The following is a 19,705-nucleotide window of genomic DNA, read 5'->3' on the forward strand; positions in this document are numbered from 1 at the left end:
TTATCCCCTATCCCCAAATTTCTTCAAATACGCGCAGCCAGTTTCCACCTATGATCTTTGCAATATCCTCATCCGCATAACCGCGAGCCACCAGACCTCTAGTAAAGTTGATAAAATAACTGTATTTTTCAAGCCCAGCAACGGTTTCAGTAGAAGGTCCGTCTCCTTTGGCGAACCCTAGCTTAGGTGCAATATGTTCTTTAAAATGAACCAATGACCAAAGCACGTCGCTCATCGGCCAATCGGTTCCAACTCCGACATGATCCACTCCTACAAGCCGAATCACATATTCAATATGATCCAACACATGATCAATGGTCGTATGATTAGGATCTTCATGAACAAACCACGGCATAGCAAAAATACCGATGACCCCACCCGTCTTGGCTATCGCAATGATTTCCTCATCACTTTTGCAGCGCATATGCGAATAAATAGCCTCTACACCCGTGTGTGAAGCAATGACCGGAGTTTTAGAATAGTTGCAAGCATCAAGCGTAGTCTGTTTTCCGCAATGTCCCGTATCTACAATGATCCCGAGCTTGTTCAAGCGCTCAATGAATCTTTTGCCAAAATTCGTAATACCAGCGTTCGAATGTTCTGCACAGCCTGCACCGATCTGATTCTGATTGTTGTACGTTAATTGTAGAATTCTTAATCCAAAATTATGTAACACATCTAATAGTTCTAAGTTTCTGCCTAAACCATCTGTTTCTTGCGCCGTGATAATACCCGCCTTATGACCATTGCGCTTGGCTGCACGTATGTCCTCTGCGGTTAAAGCTTTAACTAACCAATCTGCAGAGTCGAACTGAAGCTGGACTTCAGCCATGCTAGTGATCATGCTTTCTAAGGATTCTAAATGAAGTTCCCGATTACCCGCCGTAATTCCTGACTTATACCATTCCTCTTTATACTCGGGAATCTCACCGCTGGCTGATAGCTTTGTGATCATTTTAGCTGGCATGCTGCTGTATACCATCGGCTCATCTTTATAGGGCTCACACAGCTCTTTGATTTTTCCGGACATAGACTCTGGAATAGCACTTGGAGATAAAGGTCCTTGGAACAGCAAATCAATATTAATATTCTGCTCATGCAAACGCACGGCCCGCTCTTCCTCTTGCTCCGTCAACTTGAAATCATACAAACCTTCATATGTGCTCATCATGAGATTGCTCCTTAGAATGCAATTTCGATACCTTTATGTAATCTAACAGCTTCATTATAAATGAAATTTGCTGCTGCTAAATCCTCTATCGCAAGCCCAAGTCCTTTAAAAAGAGTAATCTCACCAGCTGTGGTTCTGCCCACAATACTGCCGCTGATCAGCTCACCGATTTCACCGATGATATGGCCTGAAGTGATCACGCCTTCCTTCAGCGGAATTAAATAATCCCCGGATTCATTATGCGCCGACTCCAATCGATCTACATATAACTTCGCTAATTGGACTGTCTCCGAATCCAGCTCACGATCTGCTGGTCTGCAGGCTCCCACCGCATTGATATGTACTCCTGCCTTCAGCCATTCTCCTTTGAGCACAGGCTCTGTAGATGCTGTTACGGTACAAATGATATCTGCCGCATGAACTGTCTCTTGAACAGACTCTGCAACAACGATCTCCACATTCCATTTACTGCTCATTTCTGCTTGGAAATCTCTAGCCTTTGCAATTGTCCTACTCCAAACTCTAACCTCGCGAATGGATCGAACCAACAGCATAGCTTCCAGATGGCTTTTAGCTTGTTCTCCAGTGCCAAGAATGGCAAGCACCTCTGCATCTTCTCTGGCCAAATAACGAGTTGCTACTGCGCTAACAGCAGCCGTGCGGATTGACGTGATTATTTGTCCGTCTACTACAGCTTTCAGAACGCCGGTAGAAGAATCGAATAGAGTAACAAGACCTTGATGGGAAGGTAGATCCGACCCATGATTGCTAGGAAACACACTGATGATTTTGGCACCTGCCACCTCTTCACCCTGCAAATATCCCGGCATTAAGCCAATCAGATTGCTTTTCTGTAACGGGAGTACTTGTCTTAAGCTCTGTACGGCTTGTCCTGTGGACAAGTCCTTCAAAACGGATTTCATAACTGTGATACAAGATTCCATAGATAATAGCTCAGCAATTTCATTTTGATTAATGACTAGCATAAGACAAACCTCCTTCTCCTAATTGTGGATACAAAATTATTCTTTCTATCATAACTTATACGGTTTAAATATTCATATATAAAGATGGAAGTCAGCAATACGCTACCGAATATCCTAAATTCTTTGTATTAGTAAATATTGTTTGCTATACTTTCTCTGAAGTAGCAGAAGACTTAAATTTTTATACAAAGGGGAATTCCTTGATGATTATTCAACCTAAAACACGCGGATTTATATGTACAACAGCCCATCCAGAGGGATGCGCCAAACAAATAGAACAACAAATTGAATATGTAAAAGCACAAAAGAAAATTGAGGGACCTGCGAATGTACTTGTCATTGGTGCCTCTACCGGATACGGACTAGCTTCTAGAATTTCAGCTGCTTTTGGTGCTGGCGCCAATACCATTGGTGTTTTCTTCGATAAGGCTGCGGAAGGTCAGCGCACAGCTTCTGCAGGCTGGTATAACTCCGCTGCCTTTGAACAACAAGCAGCAGAGCTTGGACTTAAATCACACAGCATTGTTGGCGATGCCTTCTCTGATGCTATTAAAGAAAAGACCATTGAATTAATAAAAGCTGAATATGGCACTGTCGATTTAGTTATTTATAGTGTCGCTTCACCTCGCCGTACCCATCCGGTAACAGGAGAAACCTTCTCCTCGGTCATTAAGCCAGTTGGAACTGCGTATTCGAATAAAACCTTGAACTTCCACACAGGTGAAGTATCTATGACTACTATTGAGCCTGCTACAGAAGAAGAAGTACGTCAGACGATCGCTGTTATGGGTGGCGAAGACTGGAGAATGTGGATCGATCAGCTCCAAGAAGCTGGCGTGCTTGCAGATGGTGCCACTACTGTTGCTTACTCCTATATTGGTCCTGAAATCACTCACCCTATCTACCGTGATGGAACGATTGGCCAAGCCAAACACGATCTGGAACAGACTGCGATCCAAATGAATGACCTTCTTGCACCAAAAGGCGGACGTGCATTTGTATCCGTTAATAAGGCGCTTGTAACTCAGTCCAGCTCGGCGATTCCTGTAGTACCTCTTTATATCTCTGCACTTTACGAAGTGATGAAGGAAAAAGAGCTACATGAGAACTGTATTGAACAAATGTACCGCTTGTTCTCTGAGCATCTTTACAGTGGGGGCGAGGCTACTGCTGACGGAAGCTGTTTGATCCGAATTGACGACTGGGAAATGCGTGAGGATGTTCAGACTGAGGTTATGAAACGTTGGGACGAGCTGACAACCGACAATGCAGGTGAACTGGCTGATCTTGAAGGCTACCGCCAAGATTTCTTCCATCTGTTTGGCTTTAGAACAGATGGAGTCGACTACGAAGCTGACATTGATCCGAATGTCGACATTCCGAATATGTACTAAATGATAATGAGCACTTCCCTATATTAAATATTAACGTATACAAAAAAGAGGGTGTCCTCAAAAGTAGTAATTTCTACTGATGTGACAGCCTCTTTTTTGTGCTTTGCCAACAGCATATCTATACGTCGTAAGGCATATTGGCTTAGCCTCCCACTTTGTGATATGGTTTGATAGAATACTGCAAGTTCTACTTACAATCGAAGGAGTGAATCACCATGGTTAAGAAAATTAGTGTATCGAACGGTGCACTTGATGTATCCCAAATTTCGCTTGGCTGTATGCGGATTGCGGATTTGTCTGCAAAAGAGGCTGATACACATGTACATAGTGCGTTAGAGCTCGGAATAGACTTCTTTGATCATGCCGACATCTACGCGGACGGAAAAGCCGAGGAAGTATTTGCTGGGGTACTGGAGAATAATCCTGGTATGCGCGATAAAATGCTTATCCAAACCAAATGCGGGATCCGTAAGGGCTATTTTGATTTCTCCAAAGAGCATATCTTACAGTCCGTGGAGGGCAGCCTAAAACGCTTGAAGACCGATTATATCGATGTGCTCCTGCTTCACCGTCCCGACACGCTGTTCGAACCAGAAGAGGTGGCTGAGGCTTTTGACATACTGGAGAGCAAGGGATTGGTCAAGCATTTTGGTGTCAGCAACCAGAACCCGCTGCAAATCGAACTCCTCAAGAAAAATGTAAAGCAACCGCTACTATTCAACCAACTGCAGTTGAGCATTATGGTCACTGGTATGATTGATACCGGCTTCAATGTGAATATGACTAACTCCAGTTCAGTTGTCCATGATGGCGGGATTTTGGAGTATAGCCGCCTACATGACATGACCATTCAGCCATGGTCGCCTTTCCAATACGGCTTCTTTGAAGGTGTATTCTTGGACAACGACAAGTTCCCTGAATTGAACGAGGTTATTAACCGCTTGGCGGCTGAAAAAGAAGTGACTAATACGGCCATTGCCATCGCTTGGATTCTCAGACATCCAGCAAATATGCAGCCCGTAGTAGGTACAACCAATACGCAGCGCTTGCGGGATATTGCTAAAGCATCCGATATTACACTCACTAGACCAGAATGGTATGAAATCTACCGCGCTGCCGGTAATGTCCTTCCATAAATATCAAAAGCCACGAAGTACGCTAATATCGTACCTCGTGGCTTTTCTTTGTAGACTATGATTGAACCCGAATAACTCTTATAAAAAAAAACGGCATATTTGCCGTTTCCTTTAGGATGGACTCTCAGGGATTCGAACCCTGGACCAATTGATTAAGAGTCAACTGCTCTACCAGCTGAGCTAAGAGTCCACGATATAATGATCTACCTTACAAAAATTGAAAAGTAAAAGCTCTTAGCTTTATAACGCATAAGAGCTTCACTTGGTAATTGATACCGGCGAGAGGACTCGAACCTCCACGGTTTCCCTCTCGATTTTGAGTCGAGCGCGTCTGCCATTCCGCCACGCCGGCAAAGTATAAAGTTAAAAGATGGTGCGCCCTGAGAGATTCGAACTCCCGGCCTTTTGATTCGTAGTCAAACGCTCTATCCAGCTGAGCTAAGGGCGCAAAATTTATATGGAGCGGACGACGGGAATCGAACCCGCGACCCTCGCCTTGGCAAGGCGATGCTCTACCGCTGAGCCACGTCCGCACACGGTATGTATTAATGTCCGACTCACTTAAGAAGTGAGCCATGAAGGACTCGAACCTTCGACACCCTGATTAAAAGTCAGGTGCTCTACCAACTGAGCTAATGGCTCATAAGCAAGAAAATGGCGGAACCGACGGGATTCGAACCCGCGATCTCCTGCGTGACAGGCAGGCATGTTAGGCCAACTACACCACGGTTCCAGAAGAATAATTGCTTGATGAAATTTGGTTGCGGGGGCAGGATTTGAACCTGCGGCCTTCGGGTTATGAGCCCGACGAGCTACCGGGCTGCTCCACCCCGCGTCATTAAAAGATATTCAGCTATCAGTTACAATTCGAAAGCTTCATGGTGGAGGCTGAGGGGATCGAACCCCCGACCCTCTGCTTGTAAGGCAGATGCTCTCCCAGCTGAGCTAAGCCTCCATGTAAAGAAGCAACTCAATTATCATAACATAATCATGAATGTAATGCAACTATTTCTTATGTAGCTGAATTCAGCTTCAATAAAGAAATGGTGACCCGTATGGGATTCGAACCCATGTTACCTCCGTGAAAGGGAGGTGTCTTAACCCCTTGACCAACGGGCCATATTGAAAACAAAATCTTTTGACAACAAAAAATATTATATCATGTAATCCGAAGTATAGCAATACATATATTAAACAAATTTCACACCTACCCTAAGTTGGCATTAAGTGATATCCAGCTTAAGGGCTATAGCCTCTACGACTTCAAGTGTAGTCAGGTTGTTCGTGTCTAAATGGTCTTTAAATACGTCCTTATTCAGTCCTGTGATGCATCTGTCGATCTGTTGAACGGTCCATGAGTCATTCCCTTCACCTCTACCACTCAATCTCTTAAGCAGCGTCTCTCGTGAGGCACACAAAGTAAAATGATGAACCTCTAATCCCTCTTTTATTAGCTTACCCGCAATCTCCATCCAATAATCTGGGTTGACTATGGTCATAGGTACGATAATCGTCCCACTATATTCGCTGGCTATATATTTTAACATGGAATGGTTAAATTCACGCCAAAGGTAATGGTCCTGAAAGTCACCTTTTGTCATCACATCAGGAATGTTTGCTCTTATGTAATACCCTACATTCTCTGGATCGTATACAAAAGAATTAGGAAGTCTGCGATGTAATTCATATGCAGTTTCTGTCTTCCCCGCACCAAAAGCACCATTGATCCATATAATCAAGATCATTATCCCCCATGAAAGATCTATTATTGTGACTGGCTAAAAATAGTCTCATAAGAAGTAACTCTATTAACCCACATTATCACAAAACACCCTCCATTTAATACACTATTAAATAGATTTGGTTCTCATTGTTTTCTTTAAACCTTTACAAGCAAATTCTTTGTACAACAAAAAGACCACTATCGAATACTCAACAGTGGTCTTGCGTGCTTGGCAACGTCCTACTCTCCCAGGACCCTTCGGTCCAAGTACCATCGGCGCTGGAGGGCTTAACGGTCGTGTTCGGGATGGGTACGCGTGGAACCCCTCCGCTATCGCCACCAAACGGGCATTTGCGGTACAAATGCATTATTCAGGTCTCAGCATCGCCAAATGCTGAAAACAAATTCATCATCATACAGCCACTAGGACCATATGGGTTAGAACTTGATTCCTGAAAACTGAATCCGAATCGAATTTGCGTTTTAAGTATAGGATAAGCCCTCGACCGATTAGTATTGGTCAGCTCCATGCATTACTGCACTTCCACCTCCAACCTATCTACCTCGTCGTCTTCAAGGGGTCTTACTAATTGGGAAATCTCATCTTGAGGGGGGCTTCACGCTTAGATGCTTTCAGCGCTTATCCCGTCCGTACGTAGCTACCCAGCCATGCTTCTGGCGAAACAACTGGTGCACCAGCGGTACGTCCATCCCGGTCCTCTCGTACTAAGGACAGCTCCTCTCAAATTTCCTGCGCCCACGACAGATAGGGACCGAACTGTCTCACGACGTTCTGAACCCAGCTCGCGTACCGCTTTAATGGGCGAACAGCCCAACCCTTGGGACCTACTTCAGCCCCAGGATGCGATGAGCCGACATCGAGGTGCCAAACCTCCCCGTCGATGTGGACTCTTGGGGGAGATAAGCCTGTTATCCCCAGGGTAGCTTTTATCCGTTGAGCGATGGCCCTTCCATGCGGTACCACCGGATCACTAAGTCCGACTTTCGTCCCTGCTCGACTTGTAGGTCTCGCAGTCAAGCTCCCTTATGCCTTTGCACTCTTCGAATGATTTCCAACCATTCTGAGGGAACCTTGGAACGCCTCCGTTACTCTTTAGGAGGCGACCGCCCCAGTCAAACTGCCCGCCTGACACGGTCCCCGTACCCGGTAAGGGTACTAGGTTAGAACCTAGATACGATCAGGGTGGTATCCCAACGGCGCCTCCACCGAAGCTTGCGCTCCGATTTCTACGGCTCCCACCTATCCTGTACAGATCGTACCCAAATTCAATATCAAGCTGCAGTAAAGCTCCATGGGGTCTTTCCGTCTTGTCGCGGGTAACCTGCATCTTCACAGGTATTAAAATTTCACCGGATCTCTCGTTGAGACAGCGCCCAAGTCGTTACGCCATTCGTGCGGGTCAGAATTTACCTGACAAGGAATTTCGCTACCTTAGGACCGTTATAGTTACGGCCGCCGTTTACTGGGGCTTCGGTTCATAGCTTCGGGTTACCCCTAACCACTCCCCTTAACCTTCCAGCACCGGGCAGGCGTCAGCCCGTATACTTCGCCTTGCGGCTTCGCACAGACCTGTGTTTTTGCTAAACAGTCGCTTGGGCCTTTTCACTGCGGCCCCCTCGTGCTATTCACACTACCGGGGCACCCCTTCTCCCGAAGTTACGGGGTCATTTTGCCGAGTTCCTTAACGAGAGTTCTTCCGCGCGCCTTAGAATTCTCTTCTCGCCTACCTGTGTCGGTTTGCGGTACGGGCACCTTCTCCTGGCTAGAGGCTTTTCTTGGCAGTGTGAGATCATGACCTTCGCTACTATAATTTTCGCTCCCCATCACAGCCCAGCCTTAATGATGTGCGGATTTGCCTACACATCAGCCTCACTGCTTAGACGGACATATCCATCAGTCCGCGTCACTACCCTCCTGCGTCACCCCATCGCTCATAGCGGATTACGGTGGTACAGTAATTTCAAACTGTTGTCCTTCGACTACGCCTTTCGGCCTCGCCTTAGGTCCCGACTTACCCTGAGCGGACGAGCCTTCCTCAGGAAACCTTGGGCTTTCGGCGGATCAGATTCTCACTGATCTTTTCGTTACTCATACCGGCATTCTCACTTGTATGCTGTCCAGCGCTCCTTACGGTACACCTTCAACCCACATACAACGCTCCCCTACCCCAGATACATACGTATCTAGCCATAGCTTCGGTGGTGTGTTTAGCCCCGTTACATTTTCGGCGCAGAGTCACTCGACCAGTGAGCTATTACGCACTCTTTCAATGGTGGCTGCTTCTAAGCCAACATCCTGGTTGTCTGTGCAACTCCACATCCTTTCCCACTTAACACACACTTGGGGACCTTAGCTGATGGTCTGGGCTGTTTCCCTTTTGACAATGGATCTTAGCACTCACTGTCTGACTCCCGGCAATAAGTATATGGCATTCGGAGTTTGACTGATCTTGGTAACCCTTGCGGGCCCCGCAACCAATCAGTGCTCTACCTCCACTACTCTTATACCGAGGCTAGCCCTAAAGCTATTTCGGGGAGAACCAGCTATCTCCGAGTTCGATTGGAATTTCTCCGCTACCCCCACCTCATCCCCGCATTTTTCAACATGCGTGGGTTCGGGCCTCCAGTGCGTGTTACCGCACCTTCACCCTGGACAGGGGTAGATCACACGGTTTCGGGTCTACGTCCACATACTAAATCGCCCTATTCAGACTCGCTTTCGCTGCGGCTCCGTCTTCTCGACTTAACCTTGCATGTTAAACGTAACTCGCCGGTTCATTCTACAAAAGGCACGCCATCACCCATAGATAGGGCTCTGACTTTTTGTAAGCACACGGTTTCAGGTTCTATTTCACTCCCCTTCCGGGGTGCTTTTCACCTTTCCCTCACGGTACTGTTTCACTATCGGTCGCCAGGTAGTATTTAGCCTTAGCAGATGGTCCTGCTGGATTCATACGGGGTTTCACGTGCCCCGCACTACTCGGGATCCGTCTCGGAGAGAACACAGTTTAGGTTACAGGGCTTTTACCTCTATCGCGGGCCTTTCCAGACCTCTTCACCTACCATATTCCTTTGTAACTCCATGTGAGACGTCCCACAACCCCTAAGAGCAAGCTCTTAGGTTTAGGCTGTTCCGCGTTCGCTCGCCGCTACTGACGGAATCACTATTGTTTTCTCTTCCTCAGGGTACTTAGATGTTTCAGTTCCCCTGGTCTGCCTCTACATCTCCTATGTGTTCAGAGATGAGTAACTGCGAATTACCACAGCTGGGTTTCCCCATTCGGACACCCCCGGATCAAAGCTTGCTTACAGCTCCCCGAGGCAGTTTCGTTGTTCGCCACGTCCTTCGTCGGCTCCTGGCGCCTAGGCATCCTCCGTGTGCTCTTATTAGCTTAACCTCAATTTTCTCCGTATGAGAAATATTGCACATTGAATGAATTCAACACACTTTACTTCTTTCGGATTCCATTGTATTCACTAATAACATTTACTTGTTTGCACAAGTTGCTAAAAGATGTTCTAAAACGCAAATTCGTTTCGGTATCCAGTTTTCAAGGATCAAGTTTAAAGATGAGAGCTTAAACTCTCAAAACTGAGCAACGAGTGAGTATTTTGGAAGTTTAACTTCCGATTTGAATGTTTCCATTGCAGGAAACGATTCTCCATAGAAAGGAGGTGATCCAGCCGCACCTTCCGATACGGCTACCTTGTTACGACTTCACCCCAATCATCTACCCCACCTTCGGCGGCTGGCTCCCTTGCGGGTTACCCCACCGACTTCGGGTGTTGTAAACTCTCGTGGTGTGACGGGCGGTGTGTACAAGACCCGGGAACGTATTCACCGCGGCATGCTGATCCGCGATTACTAGCAATTCCGACTTCATGCAGGCGAGTTGCAGCCTGCAATCCGAACTGAGACCGGCTTTGATGGGATTGGCTTCACCTCGCGGTTTCGCTTCCCGTTGTACCGGCCATTGTAGTACGTGTGTAGCCCAGGTCATAAGGGGCATGATGATTTGACGTCATCCCCACCTTCCTCCGGTTTGTCACCGGCAGTCACTCTAGAGTGCCCAACATTACTTGCTGGCAACTAAAGTTAAGGGTTGCGCTCGTTGCGGGACTTAACCCAACATCTCACGACACGAGCTGACGACAACCATGCACCACCTGTCTCCTCTGTCCCGAAGGCCGCCACTATCTCTAGTGGATTCAGAGGGATGTCAAGACCTGGTAAGGTTCTTCGCGTTGCTTCGAATTAAACCACATACTCCACTGCTTGTGCGGGTCCCCGTCAATTCCTTTGAGTTTCAGTCTTGCGACCGTACTCCCCAGGCGGAGTGCTTACTGTGTTAACTTCGGCACCAAGGGTATCGAAACCCCTAACACCTAGCACTCATCGTTTACGGCGTGGACTACCAGGGTATCTAATCCTGTTTGCTCCCCACGCTTTCGCGCCTCAGCGTCAGTTACAGCCCAGAAAGTCGCCTTCGCCACTGGTGTTCCTCCACATATCTACGCATTTCACCGCTACACGTGGAATTCCACTTTCCTCTTCTGTACTCAAGCCACCCAGTTTCCAGTGCGACCTTAGGTTGAGCCCAAGGTTTAAACACCAGACTTAAATAGCCGCCTGCGCGCGCTTTACGCCCAATAATTCCGGACAACGCTTGCCCCCTACGTATTACCGCGGCTGCTGGCACGTAGTTAGCCGGGGCTTTCTTCTCAGGTACCGTCACTCCGGTAGCAGTTACTCTACCGGACGTTCTTCCCTGGCAACAGAGCTTTACGATCCGAAAACCTTCATCACTCACGCGGCGTTGCTCCGTCAGGCTTTCGCCCATTGCGGAAGATTCCCTACTGCTGCCTCCCGTAGGAGTCTGGGCCGTGTCTCAGTCCCAGTGTGGCCGTTCACCCTCTCAGGTCGGCTACGCATCGTCGCCTTGGTGGGCCGTTACCCCACCAACTAGCTAATGCGCCGCAGGCCCATCCCTCAGTGACAGATTGCTCCGTCTTTCATTCTTTCTTCAGGAGAAAAAAGAAATTATCCGGTATTAGCTACCGTTTCCGGTAGTTATCCCAGTCTAAGGGGCAGGTTGCCTACGTGTTACTCACCCGTCCGCCGCTAAGTTACTTTGAAAGCAAGCTTTCAAAGTAACTCCGCTCGACTTGCATGTATTAGGCACGCCGCCAGCGTTCGTCCTGAGCCAGGATCAAACTCTCCAATTAGTATTGAAAAGAGCGATATGCTCATTTTGAAACATCTGACGAGAAAATTAATTCTCTAATTTTGGATTTCACTTTCGTGATTTCCTACTCACTCGTTGTTCAGTTTTCAAAGATCAAGTTCTCGTTGGCGCCGTTTAATGTCTCAGCAGCAACTCTTATACTATATCATGCTTTCCGATGAATCGCAACACTTTTTTTCAAAGTCTTTTGTAATCTCATTCGGATTAATATTGACCAATCGATAGTTTATATTACCTCTTCGCGACTGGATTTATAATATAACATATGTCTCAGTATAAAAACAACCCCTAAATTTAAAAAATTCAAGGATAAGTACTTTCGTCTCATTCCTACATCTTGCTCAATCTCCCTCACATCTCCACATAAAAAACGTGCAGATTCTAATAATCAGAATCTACACGCTAAAGAAAGAATGAGTTTTAAATTAGAACTGCATTAATTAGAAATCCATGGATTTCTACGTTTCTTAGTACTTTCTGCACGACCACCCGCAGTTGAACGTTGAGATTTCACAACTGTTTTGTTTTTCTTACTGCTGTTTTGACTCGAGGTCTTTGCTTTTGATGCCGATTCCTTCGTTGCACTTCCCTTACTCTTGAGAGATCCGCCAGAGGTTAATTCCTGTACGAACGTTTCAGGCTCTTGAATTTCAGGAACCCGATTATGTTGCGAATAATTACCTATACCAGGATACTGCGGATTAGACGGAATATTCGACATTACCGGTCCACCAAATGCTCCAAGAGGAGAAGTTGGAACTACTCCTTGATTAGGTGTACCTGCTCCATAAGCGGAAAATGCATTTGGGTTTCCATATGCAGGATAGGTATTATATACGGGCATTTCATATGAATAAGGTTGAACATGCATTCCTCCACACCCACAAGTAGGCCATGGAAGGTTCGATGACTGTCCTCCATATTGCGGCATCCCATACGCGGAGAATTCCGCACCCGGGTTCATTCCAGAAACATTAGCCTCCATATAGTTAGGAGCAGCGTTCGGATTCCATTGTTCCGGATTCATATTAGGCCAAGCATTCGGATTCCATTGTTCCGGACTCATATTAGGCCAAGCATTCGGATTCCATTGTTCTGGACTCACGTTAGGCGCTGCATTCGGATTCCATTGTTCCGGACTTATATTAGGGCAAGCATTCGGATTCCATTGTTCCGGACTCATATTAGGGCAAGCATTCGGATTCCATTGTTCTGGACTCACGTTAGGTGCAGCATTCGGATTCCATTGTTCTGGACTCATATTAGGTGAATACATATTTTCTGAAAAGTAGTATGGAGACATGTATTCAGGTCCATATGACGCTGGTTGAACATAACTTGGTGCCCAATTCATGTTCATATTAGGGCTATTTTGATAAGAATCATAGAGATAAGGATTTCCTCCTAGGCCTGGATATCCCATATTGTCACAAGAATCTGCCTTTTCCTCTTTGCAAGCCACTGGCTTCATCTCAGCTTTTGGTGCCTCATGATGTGCTAAGGGCTCTTGATTTGGAACTGTAATCTGAACAAATAAGCTCTGCATTTCAATTTCTTGCACAGGAGCAACTTCCATCTGCATATTCGGCGCAGGATTAGGTGCAGCATTTTGAGTATTAATAGGGGCGATGTTCATCGATGGGTGTGGTGCAGAATTGTATAAAGGCGAGATATTTGGCGATGATTTAGGTGCTGGTTTATTTTCTGCTTTTGCTTCTGGTTTAGTTTCTGGTTTGATTTCGGGTTTAGTCTCCGCTTTAGGTGCAGGAACTACCTCAGCTGCTGGCTGTTCTTTTGGACCCGTATATTCCTTCCCACCCACTTGTGTTTTCTCAGAAGCATTAGAAGGCATGTAGCCAGGCTGTAATGGGGAAGAATTTGATGCTTTTTTAGGAATATTGACTACTTCTCCTAACATCAGTACATTCGGATTCTTTAACTGGGGATTTGCTTCAACCATATCCTTTAAAGGGATTCCCCATGCCTTAGATAATTTCCACAAGGTATCTCCTTGCTTGACTGTGTGCTTGTAGTAAACTTCACTGTTTTCTGGTACGGATACAGGAGCCGTAGGTATTTTTACTTTTTCACCAACCGCCAGTACATTTGGATTGCTGATTTGCGGATTAGCTTCAATAATTTTTTGTAACGGCACTCCGTACTTTTGTGATAATGAATACAGACTATCGCCTTGTTTGACTATGTGTATTTTCACGTAGCATTAACCTCCTAAAAGTTTTGTGGAGTATTGCTTTCTTACAGCTACACAGCAAAACTGACTTTGAAAGCAAACACCCTTTTGATGGAACATTGCTCTCTTACAAAGTTATATGCGGTACAGCCGCCTCCTTCGTTACTACATCTTATGCAGCCCATGGGCGAATGACATCCCCGAAATAAAAAAAATCCTTTCATGTGACATGAAAAGATCTCCCGTAGACTCCCGGGTATCTTCTTCATGTATGCATGAAAGGACTTTTGACGCATGTTCAGTGCTATTTAGCATACTCTACACGACTAGCATATAGAGAGTACATTGTATGATCAACTGTTATTCCCAGACCTTGTAGCCATCTTTATCAACAACATTGCGGAACTCTTCAAGAAGCTTCAACGTAATAGGACCTGCATGTCCTTCTCCGATGATGCGTCCGTCAATTTCACGCGCTGCAATAACTTCAGCGGCTGTTCCAGTAAAGAATACCTCGTCCGCTATGTAAACATCGTGCATCGTGAAAGGTTCTTCTTTTAACTTAAGACCCAATTTCTCGCATAGCTCGATGATCGCCAGACGTGTGATTCCTTCAAGCGCTCCCAGATAGCAAGGAGGAGTAAAGACTACACCATTTTTGATGATAAAAATATTATCTCCGGATCCCTCAGTAACATATCCTTGAGCATTCATCATGATCGCTTCATCGGCTTCCGCCAGATTCGATTGAATTTTCACTAGGATATTATTGAGATAGTTAAGCGATTTAATCTTCGGATTCAGTGCATCCGGAATGTTACGACGCTGGGATACAGAAACTGCACGAAGCCCATTAATGTACGCTTGTTCTGGGTAAATAGCCAATTGTTCAACGATAATAATTACGCTGGCTTTAGGACAACGACGTGGATCAAGACCTAAGTTACCAGGACCACGGGATACGATCAGTCGAATATAACCGTTACGCATGTCGTTAAGACGAATCGTTTCAGCCATAGCTCCCAGCATCTCATCATAAGTGAGCGGAATGTCCAGCATGATCGACTTCGCCGAATCATATAGTCTGTCCAAATGCTCTTTACATTTAAAAATATTGCCGTTATAGATACGAATACCTTCAAATATGCCGTCTCCATACAAAAAACCGTGATCAAAAACGGATACCTTTGCATTTTCCTTAGTTACGTGTTGTCCATCCAGATAGATCCATTGTTCAGCCATTAATTTACTGCACCTCCGCTTTCTCTTCCTCATAGGTGTATGTGGGATACGAGCCCAGAATCCGTACCTGACAGCCTAAAGCGTTAATCTCTTCAATAGCCCCTGGCAGCAGGACCGATTCTATCGGTTCCAGCACATCAATATAAAAATAATAAGTACCCAACTTCTTTTTCGTTGGTCGTGATTCAATACGCGATAAATTCAGTTTCCGCCAAGAAAAGGCAGCGAGGACCTGATGCAAGGCACCTGGAAAATCCTCCGGCAGCGTTACTAGGACACTCGTCTTTACGCCATTGCTGCTCCGTGGAAGATCAACATTCTGCGGGCCGACAAGGACAAATCGTGTGTAGTTGTTGTTGTGATCTGTAATTTCCCGATCTACAATCTCCAGCCCATGAGTTGCGGCGCCAAGAGATGTACCAATCGCAGCCCAGCCCTTGCCAGGGTTGTTCTTAACGATTTCTACAGCTTCAGAGGTACTTCCGACCGACTCCAGTTCTGCCCAAGGTGCATGCTTACGAACAAATTGCATGCATTGTGCCATTGCAACAGGATGCGAAAGGATTTTTAGCATTTTTGTGAAATCCTTATTGTCGTTAGTATCTGTGAATTCCAGTGGGTGACCGATGAGATTCTGTATCGATGGAAAGATCCATTCAGCCTGCATTGGCAGATCGACTTCATTGATGAGCCAATCAATATGGAGACTAACTGAACCTTCAATGGTATTCTCAATCGGGATAACGCTGTAATCGGTGGTGCCACCAGCCGTAGAGAGAAACACATCGGAAATTAATTTGTGATGCACAACTTTTACAGGCTCACCGTTAAACAAATGCAGCAGCGCTTCGTGGGATACCGAGCCCTGCGGCAATACCGCTATTGATTTCATGACCGTACTTCTCCTTTTATCATATCCAAAAATGATACGTTTTGCATCTCGTTTCTTTCAAGCAGCTCTGACGTAACACCTGAAGTACAAGGCATCAGCCAGCATGTCTGAGAAGGGATGCCATGTTCTTGCATCGTATTCATTAGGAAAGCCTCAAGCTCACGCTTACGAGCCTCATGACGATCAACTAAACAAAGCAAGGTAGGGCCGGCACCGCTAAGCGCGATTCCAAGGGCACCATGTTTTGGAGCTTCAGAGAGCAGCTTCTCCATGCCCGGTACAAGAGGTGCACGATACGGCTGGTGCAGTCGATCCTGCATCGCCCTGCTAATTAGGTCAAGACGACCACTTGCCAGCGCAGCCGTCAGTAGAGAGGTTCTACTGATGTTGTATACGGCGTCGCTCACCGAGATTTCTGTTGGAAGCACACCTCGCGCTTTCGTTGTCGCCAGTTCGAATTCGGGAATCACCACAAGAACCTCCAGATCTTGCGGCGGCTCAAGGCGAACATAATCAGCATGCTCACCATCCCACACTGCGGTAATGATACCCCCAAACAAGGAAGCCCCTACATTGTCAGGATGCTTCTCAAGCTGGGTAGCCATATCAAATAGCTTGGTATCATCCAGCGGAGATCCGATCATAGTATTAGCTGCGACCATGGCACCAATGATGGCTGAGGCACTGCTGCCGAGTCCACGCGTAAGCGGAATCTCGGAATACATCGATATCGACAATTCAGGCACCGTAACTCCGGCTTCTGCAAATACCATTTGGGCGACCTGATAGAGCAAATTACTCTTATCCTGAGCCAGCCCCTTCATCTCGTCACCATAAAGATGAAAAACAGTCTCCTCTGCTTCCTCCATCTCAATCCAGGCATACATAGACAAAGCCATGCCCAAGGTATCGAAGCCCGGACCAAGATTGGCAGTACTAGCAGGTACTTTAATCCTAGCTCTTCCGTAAGTACTCATAACAGGCGCAATCTCCTTACTTGTTGTTTGAATATAGAAAGCATTAATCCATTTATAGTTCTAACCTTCCACACGATAATGGCTCTTAATCCGGTGGATGACTTTGAGTTCCTGAAAATGGTGCAGCACTTTGTTCATACTTGCTTTGCTGGCGTTATGGGTAACAATAATTATCTCCGCGTCAGGATTGTTTGGATTGGCTTGCTGAACTACCGAATCAAGACTCACGTCATACTCGGCAAATACCTGAGTAATCTTGGCCAATACGCCTGCTTTATCATCAACGTGTAATAGAAGAAAGTTCTTATAAAAGATATCCTCATCACTCTTAAGCTTCTTCTGCTTATAAGGTACTTTTTGCTTCAATCCATTGACACCCAGCTTTAGGTTCTTAATAATAGCTACCAAGTCAGCTACCACCGAAGTTGCTGTTGGCATTGCACCCGCGCCCGCACCATAGAACATCGTCTCTCCTACTGCCTCACCGTACACATAAACTGCATTGAAGACACCATTTACGGAAGCAAGTGGATGACTTGCTCGAATCAAGGTCGGTTGAACACTGATACTGAATTCCTCATCCTGACGTTCAGCGATGCCTAGCAGCTTAATTTCGTATCCGAGACGCTTTGCAAAAGCAATATCAGCTTTACTCACTTCTGAAATCCCACTCACACTGACGTCATGTAGCTCCACATTAGTGCGGAAGCCTAAGGTTCCGAGAATCGCCATTTTGCGAGCAGCATCCAGACCTTCAACATCAGAAGTTGGATCGGCCTCTGCATATCCTAGATCCTGCGCTTCTTTTAACACATCATTATAGGATGCGCCTTCTTGACTCATTTTGGTTAGTATGTAATTAGTCGTTCCATTCACAATACCTATAATCTTCATGATCTTATCTGAAGAAAAGCCTTCGATAAGCGTCCGAATAATCGGAATACCACCTGCAACACTAGCCTCATAAAAGACATCACATTGCTTTTCTTGCGCCTTAGCCAGTATCTCTGAGCCGTGCAGCGCCATCAAATCCTTGTTCGCAGTTACGACATGCTTACCGCGCTCCAAAGCTTCAAGAATATATTCCTTTGTTCCATCGATACCACCCATCACTTCAACGATTACATCAATCTCAGGATCACGAATAACTTCCCATGGATCTGTCGTTATTTTGGCAGGATCGACATCAATATCACGTGGCTTATTGGAATTATTCACCGCTATGCGCTCAATGAGTATTGGAGAGCCTACTTGACTGCTCAAATCCTCCTGATTTCCTTCCACGATACGAACTACACCTGTACCAACTGTTCCCAGACCCAGCAATCCTACTTTAACCGGCTTCATCTGTATCCTCCTAAAAGTTTTACGTATATGGTTTCTCTACCCCTGTCCAACGATTAGGGCGCGCTTCACTCCCGGAATATCCTTCAGACTATCAAGCATCTCCCCGAGCTCCTCATTCAAATGTGAGATTTCCACGGAGATCACCACATTCGCCCGTCCTTGTAGCGGAATACTCTGGTGAATCGTCAATACGTTAGCCCCATGCCCCGCCACAGATCCTAGAACCTTGGAGAGCATCCCAGATTCGTGTTCCAAATCCATGGAGATCGTAACAATTCGCTCACGTTCGAGCTGATGAATCAGGTGAATGCCATCCTTGTATTTATAAAAAGCACTTCGGCTTAATCCTACCTGTTCTACACCTTCGTGTACGGTCTTCGCATCCCCGGCCTCAAGCAATTGTTTAACCTGCATAGTCTTAAGTACGGCATCAGGTAATATGTCCTCACGGACCAAATAATAGCGTTCTTTCACGAACGTCCTCACCTCAAAGACTTTTGTGTTTTCTTAGTGGACATTATATCGAATTAAAGTCGTAAAAAGCAATATTTTTTTAACGTAGTAATTGAAATCACAACTCTGCCTAAGCTCAAATCAGCTATAAGCGATAGTTGTACCACAGTAATCACAGCTCTTTGACTGACTAGGCTGAACCGTGTTCTGAGCTCCGCATCCCGGACAACGGATGGACTTAGGTAGCTGCGGCTGGGACCCAGACTGAGTAGGAATCTGCTGCCCCGAAGCTTGAGTTCTCTCTGTTCCTCCGAACCCTGAAGTCCTTCCAGAATGAACAAGATTAGGTGCTGCCATGGATGGATCTGGCATCTGACGCCCCTCGAAAAGTACAATATCAATATCCAGTAATCCTTTATTCTTTAGGTACTGGACATCCCTCCGTACATCGCTTTCGCTTTGACCTATTCGTTCAGCTATACTCCCAACATACCGGATGTTTTTAGTCTGAATCAGCTCTATATAAGCAGTGTTAAGCTTAGAAAGTGTATATTTAGCCTTCGCTGTCACACTCGCAAGAATAAAAGCCGGAATCAAAAATATGACTGCAAGGAAAATCTGGATAGTTAATAAATCGGAAGTTCCAGTGTTTCCACTCATGGTATCCACAAACATAGCAATAGAAAGCTCGACAAATCCTCCGAAAAATACATGCATTATTAGATTCAGGTTAGTAGGTTTCCGATGATTTTTATAATGAGTTAGTATCAAACGTAACAATGCAAGGACGAACCCAATGGGCATGAATAGATATGCCGCCGCAAGAATGACATAATCAAACCCAGTCCGATCTAATTTAATCAGAGGAACCGCTGCACTCCCCGCTGGGGTCGGTGACGGCTCTTGTATGTTCAATCTGTTCATGT

12 protein-coding genes, 9 tRNA genes and 3 rRNA genes are annotated in these 19,705 nt (G+C 45.9%); 2 read left to right on the forward strand and 22 right to left on the reverse strand.

The window, feature by feature from the left end:
• Positions 1 to 7: 7 nt before the first annotated feature.
• Together MHH52_RS22975 and MHH52_RS22980 are read right to left on the reverse strand one after the other, a co-directional pair.
• Positions 8 to 1,171 (reverse strand): membrane dipeptidase, encoded by a 1,164-nt coding sequence (locus MHH52_RS22975; RefSeq protein WP_340004598.1) that lies wholly within the window; start codon positions 1,169 to 1,171, stop codon positions 8 to 10.
• Between the two features lie 11 nt (positions 1,172 to 1,182).
• Complete coding sequence (locus tag MHH52_RS22980; protein WP_340004600.1) at positions 1,183 to 2,157, reverse strand: ornithine cyclodeaminase family protein; 975 nt, start codon at positions 2,155 to 2,157, stop codon at positions 1,183 to 1,185.
• A gap of 203 nt (positions 2,158 to 2,360) precedes the next feature.
• Between MHH52_RS22980 and fabV the strand changes: the two genes are divergently transcribed.
• Both fabV and MHH52_RS22990 read left to right on the forward strand, forming a co-directional pair.
• On the forward strand, positions 2,361 to 3,551 hold the full coding sequence (gene fabV / locus MHH52_RS22985; protein ID WP_313641556.1) for an enoyl-ACP reductase FabV: 1,191 nt from the start codon (positions 2,361 to 2,363) through the stop codon (positions 3,549 to 3,551).
• Between the two features lie 215 nt (positions 3,552 to 3,766).
• The gene (locus MHH52_RS22990; protein ID WP_313641555.1) at positions 3,767 to 4,687 is read left to right on the forward strand and encodes an aldo/keto reductase; all 921 of its coding nucleotides are present in this window, start codon (positions 3,767 to 3,769) and stop codon (positions 4,685 to 4,687) included.
• Positions 4,688 to 4,804: 117 nt separating this feature from the next.
• Here MHH52_RS22990 and MHH52_RS22995 read toward each other — a convergent pair.
• The 20 genes from MHH52_RS22995 to MHH52_RS23090 all read right to left on the reverse strand — a co-directional run bounded on the left by MHH52_RS22995 (position 4,805) and on the right by MHH52_RS23090 (position 19,703).
• Positions 4,805 to 4,877, reverse strand: a tRNA-Lys gene (locus MHH52_RS22995).
• An 83-nt stretch (positions 4,878 to 4,960) separates the two neighbouring features.
• Positions 4,961 to 5,039: transfer RNA gene (locus tag MHH52_RS23000), tRNA-Leu, on the reverse strand.
• Between the two features lie 19 nt (positions 5,040 to 5,058).
• Positions 5,059 to 5,135: transfer RNA gene (locus MHH52_RS23005), tRNA-Arg, on the reverse strand.
• 10 nt (positions 5,136 to 5,145) lie between these two features.
• Positions 5,146 to 5,220 (reverse strand) — tRNA-Gly (locus MHH52_RS23010).
• Positions 5,221 to 5,256: 36 nt separating this feature from the next.
• Positions 5,257 to 5,329, reverse strand: a tRNA-Lys gene (locus MHH52_RS23015).
• Between the two features lie 13 nt (positions 5,330 to 5,342).
• A tRNA-Asp gene (locus tag MHH52_RS23020) sits at positions 5,343 to 5,420 on the reverse strand.
• A 25-nt stretch (positions 5,421 to 5,445) separates the two neighbouring features.
• Positions 5,446 to 5,522 (reverse strand) — tRNA-Met (locus tag MHH52_RS23025).
• A 44-nt stretch (positions 5,523 to 5,566) separates the two neighbouring features.
• Positions 5,567 to 5,642: transfer RNA gene (locus tag MHH52_RS23030), tRNA-Val, on the reverse strand.
• A gap of 89 nt (positions 5,643 to 5,731) precedes the next feature.
• Positions 5,732 to 5,806 (reverse strand) — tRNA-Glu (locus MHH52_RS23035).
• 104 nt (positions 5,807 to 5,910) lie between these two features.
• On the reverse strand, positions 5,911 to 6,426 hold the full coding sequence (locus tag MHH52_RS23040) for an AAA family ATPase (RefSeq protein ID WP_340004604.1): 516 nt from the start codon (positions 6,424 to 6,426) through the stop codon (positions 5,911 to 5,913).
• 211 nt (positions 6,427 to 6,637) lie between these two features.
• Positions 6,638 to 6,754, reverse strand: a 5S ribosomal RNA gene (gene rrf, locus MHH52_RS23045).
• 146 nt (positions 6,755 to 6,900) lie between these two features.
• A 23S ribosomal RNA gene (locus MHH52_RS23050) occupies positions 6,901 to 9,829 on the reverse strand.
• Between the two features lie 270 nt (positions 9,830 to 10,099).
• A 16S ribosomal RNA gene (locus MHH52_RS23055) occupies positions 10,100 to 11,657 on the reverse strand.
• Together the 16S, 23S and 5S rRNA genes form the textbook arrangement of a ribosomal RNA operon.
• A 456-nt stretch (positions 11,658 to 12,113) precedes the next feature.
• Positions 12,114 to 13,892, reverse strand: a complete 1,779-nt coding sequence (locus MHH52_RS23060) for a LysM peptidoglycan-binding domain-containing protein (RefSeq protein ID WP_340004606.1) — start codon at positions 13,890 to 13,892, stop codon at positions 12,114 to 12,116.
• Positions 13,893 to 14,228: 336 nt separating this feature from the next.
• Entirely contained in the window at positions 14,229 to 15,110 is an 882-nt protein-coding gene (gene ilvE / locus MHH52_RS23065) for a branched-chain-amino-acid transaminase (RefSeq protein ID WP_340004608.1), read from the reverse strand.
• A 4-nt stretch (positions 15,111 to 15,114) separates the two neighbouring features.
• The gene (gene pheA, locus MHH52_RS23070; RefSeq protein WP_340004610.1) at positions 15,115 to 16,002 is read right to left on the reverse strand and encodes a prephenate dehydratase; all 888 of its coding nucleotides are present in this window, start codon (positions 16,000 to 16,002) and stop codon (positions 15,115 to 15,117) included.
• On the reverse strand, positions 15,999 to 16,979 hold the full coding sequence (gene thrB / locus MHH52_RS23075; RefSeq protein WP_340004611.1) for a homoserine kinase: 981 nt from the start codon (positions 16,977 to 16,979) through the stop codon (positions 15,999 to 16,001). The genes pheA and thrB overlap by 4 nt, the downstream gene beginning before the upstream one ends.
• Positions 16,980 to 17,039: 60 nt before the next feature.
• Positions 17,040 to 18,326 carry a homoserine dehydrogenase gene (locus MHH52_RS23080; RefSeq protein WP_340004612.1) on the reverse strand — a complete coding sequence of 429 codons (1,287 nt, stop codon included), beginning with the start codon at positions 18,324 to 18,326 and terminating at the stop codon, positions 17,040 to 17,042.
• 36 nt (positions 18,327 to 18,362) lie between these two features.
• A complete protein-coding gene (locus MHH52_RS23085) occupies positions 18,363 to 18,800 on the reverse strand; it encodes an ACT domain-containing protein (RefSeq protein ID WP_060621882.1) in 438 nt (145 codons plus the stop codon).
• A 120-nt stretch (positions 18,801 to 18,920) separates the two neighbouring features.
• A complete protein-coding gene (locus MHH52_RS23090; RefSeq protein ID WP_340004613.1) occupies positions 18,921 to 19,703 on the reverse strand; it encodes a hypothetical protein in 783 nt (260 codons plus the stop codon).
• Positions 19,704 to 19,705: the final 2 nt, after the last annotated feature.

The organism is Paenibacillus sp. FSL K6-0276 (assembly GCF_037977235.1).
Lineage (GTDB): Bacteria > Bacillota > Bacilli > Paenibacillales > Paenibacillaceae > Paenibacillus_AQ.

Excerpts from the sequence above, each read along its gene's own strand:
- MHH52_RS22975 (WP_340004598.1), bottom strand. The coding sequence starts at position 1,171 with ATGATGAGCACATATGAAGGTTTGTATGATTTCAAGTTGACGGAGCAA.
- MHH52_RS22980 (WP_340004600.1), bottom strand. The coding sequence starts at position 2,157 with ATGCTAGTCATTAATCAAAATGAAATTGCTGAGCTATTATCTATGGAA.
- fabV (WP_313641556.1), top strand. The coding sequence starts at position 2,361 with ATGATTATTCAACCTAAAACACGCGGATTTATATGTACAACAGCCCAT.
- MHH52_RS22990 (WP_313641555.1), top strand. The coding sequence starts at position 3,767 with ATGGTTAAGAAAATTAGTGTATCGAACGGTGCACTTGATGTATCCCAA.
- ilvE (WP_340004608.1), bottom strand. The coding sequence starts at position 15,110 with ATGGCTGAACAATGGATCTATCTGGATGGACAACACGTAACTAAGGAA.
- pheA (WP_340004610.1), bottom strand. The coding sequence starts at position 16,002 with ATGAAATCAATAGCGGTATTGCCGCAGGGCTCGGTATCCCACGAAGCG.
- thrB (WP_340004611.1), bottom strand. The coding sequence starts at position 16,979 with ATGAGTACTTACGGAAGAGCTAGGATTAAAGTACCTGCTAGTACTGCC.
- MHH52_RS23080 (WP_340004612.1), bottom strand. The coding sequence starts at position 18,326 with ATGAAGCCGGTTAAAGTAGGATTGCTGGGTCTGGGAACAGTTGGTACA.
- MHH52_RS23090 (WP_340004613.1), bottom strand. The coding sequence starts at position 19,703 with ATGAACAGATTGAACATACAAGAGCCGTCACCGACCCCAGCGGGGAGT.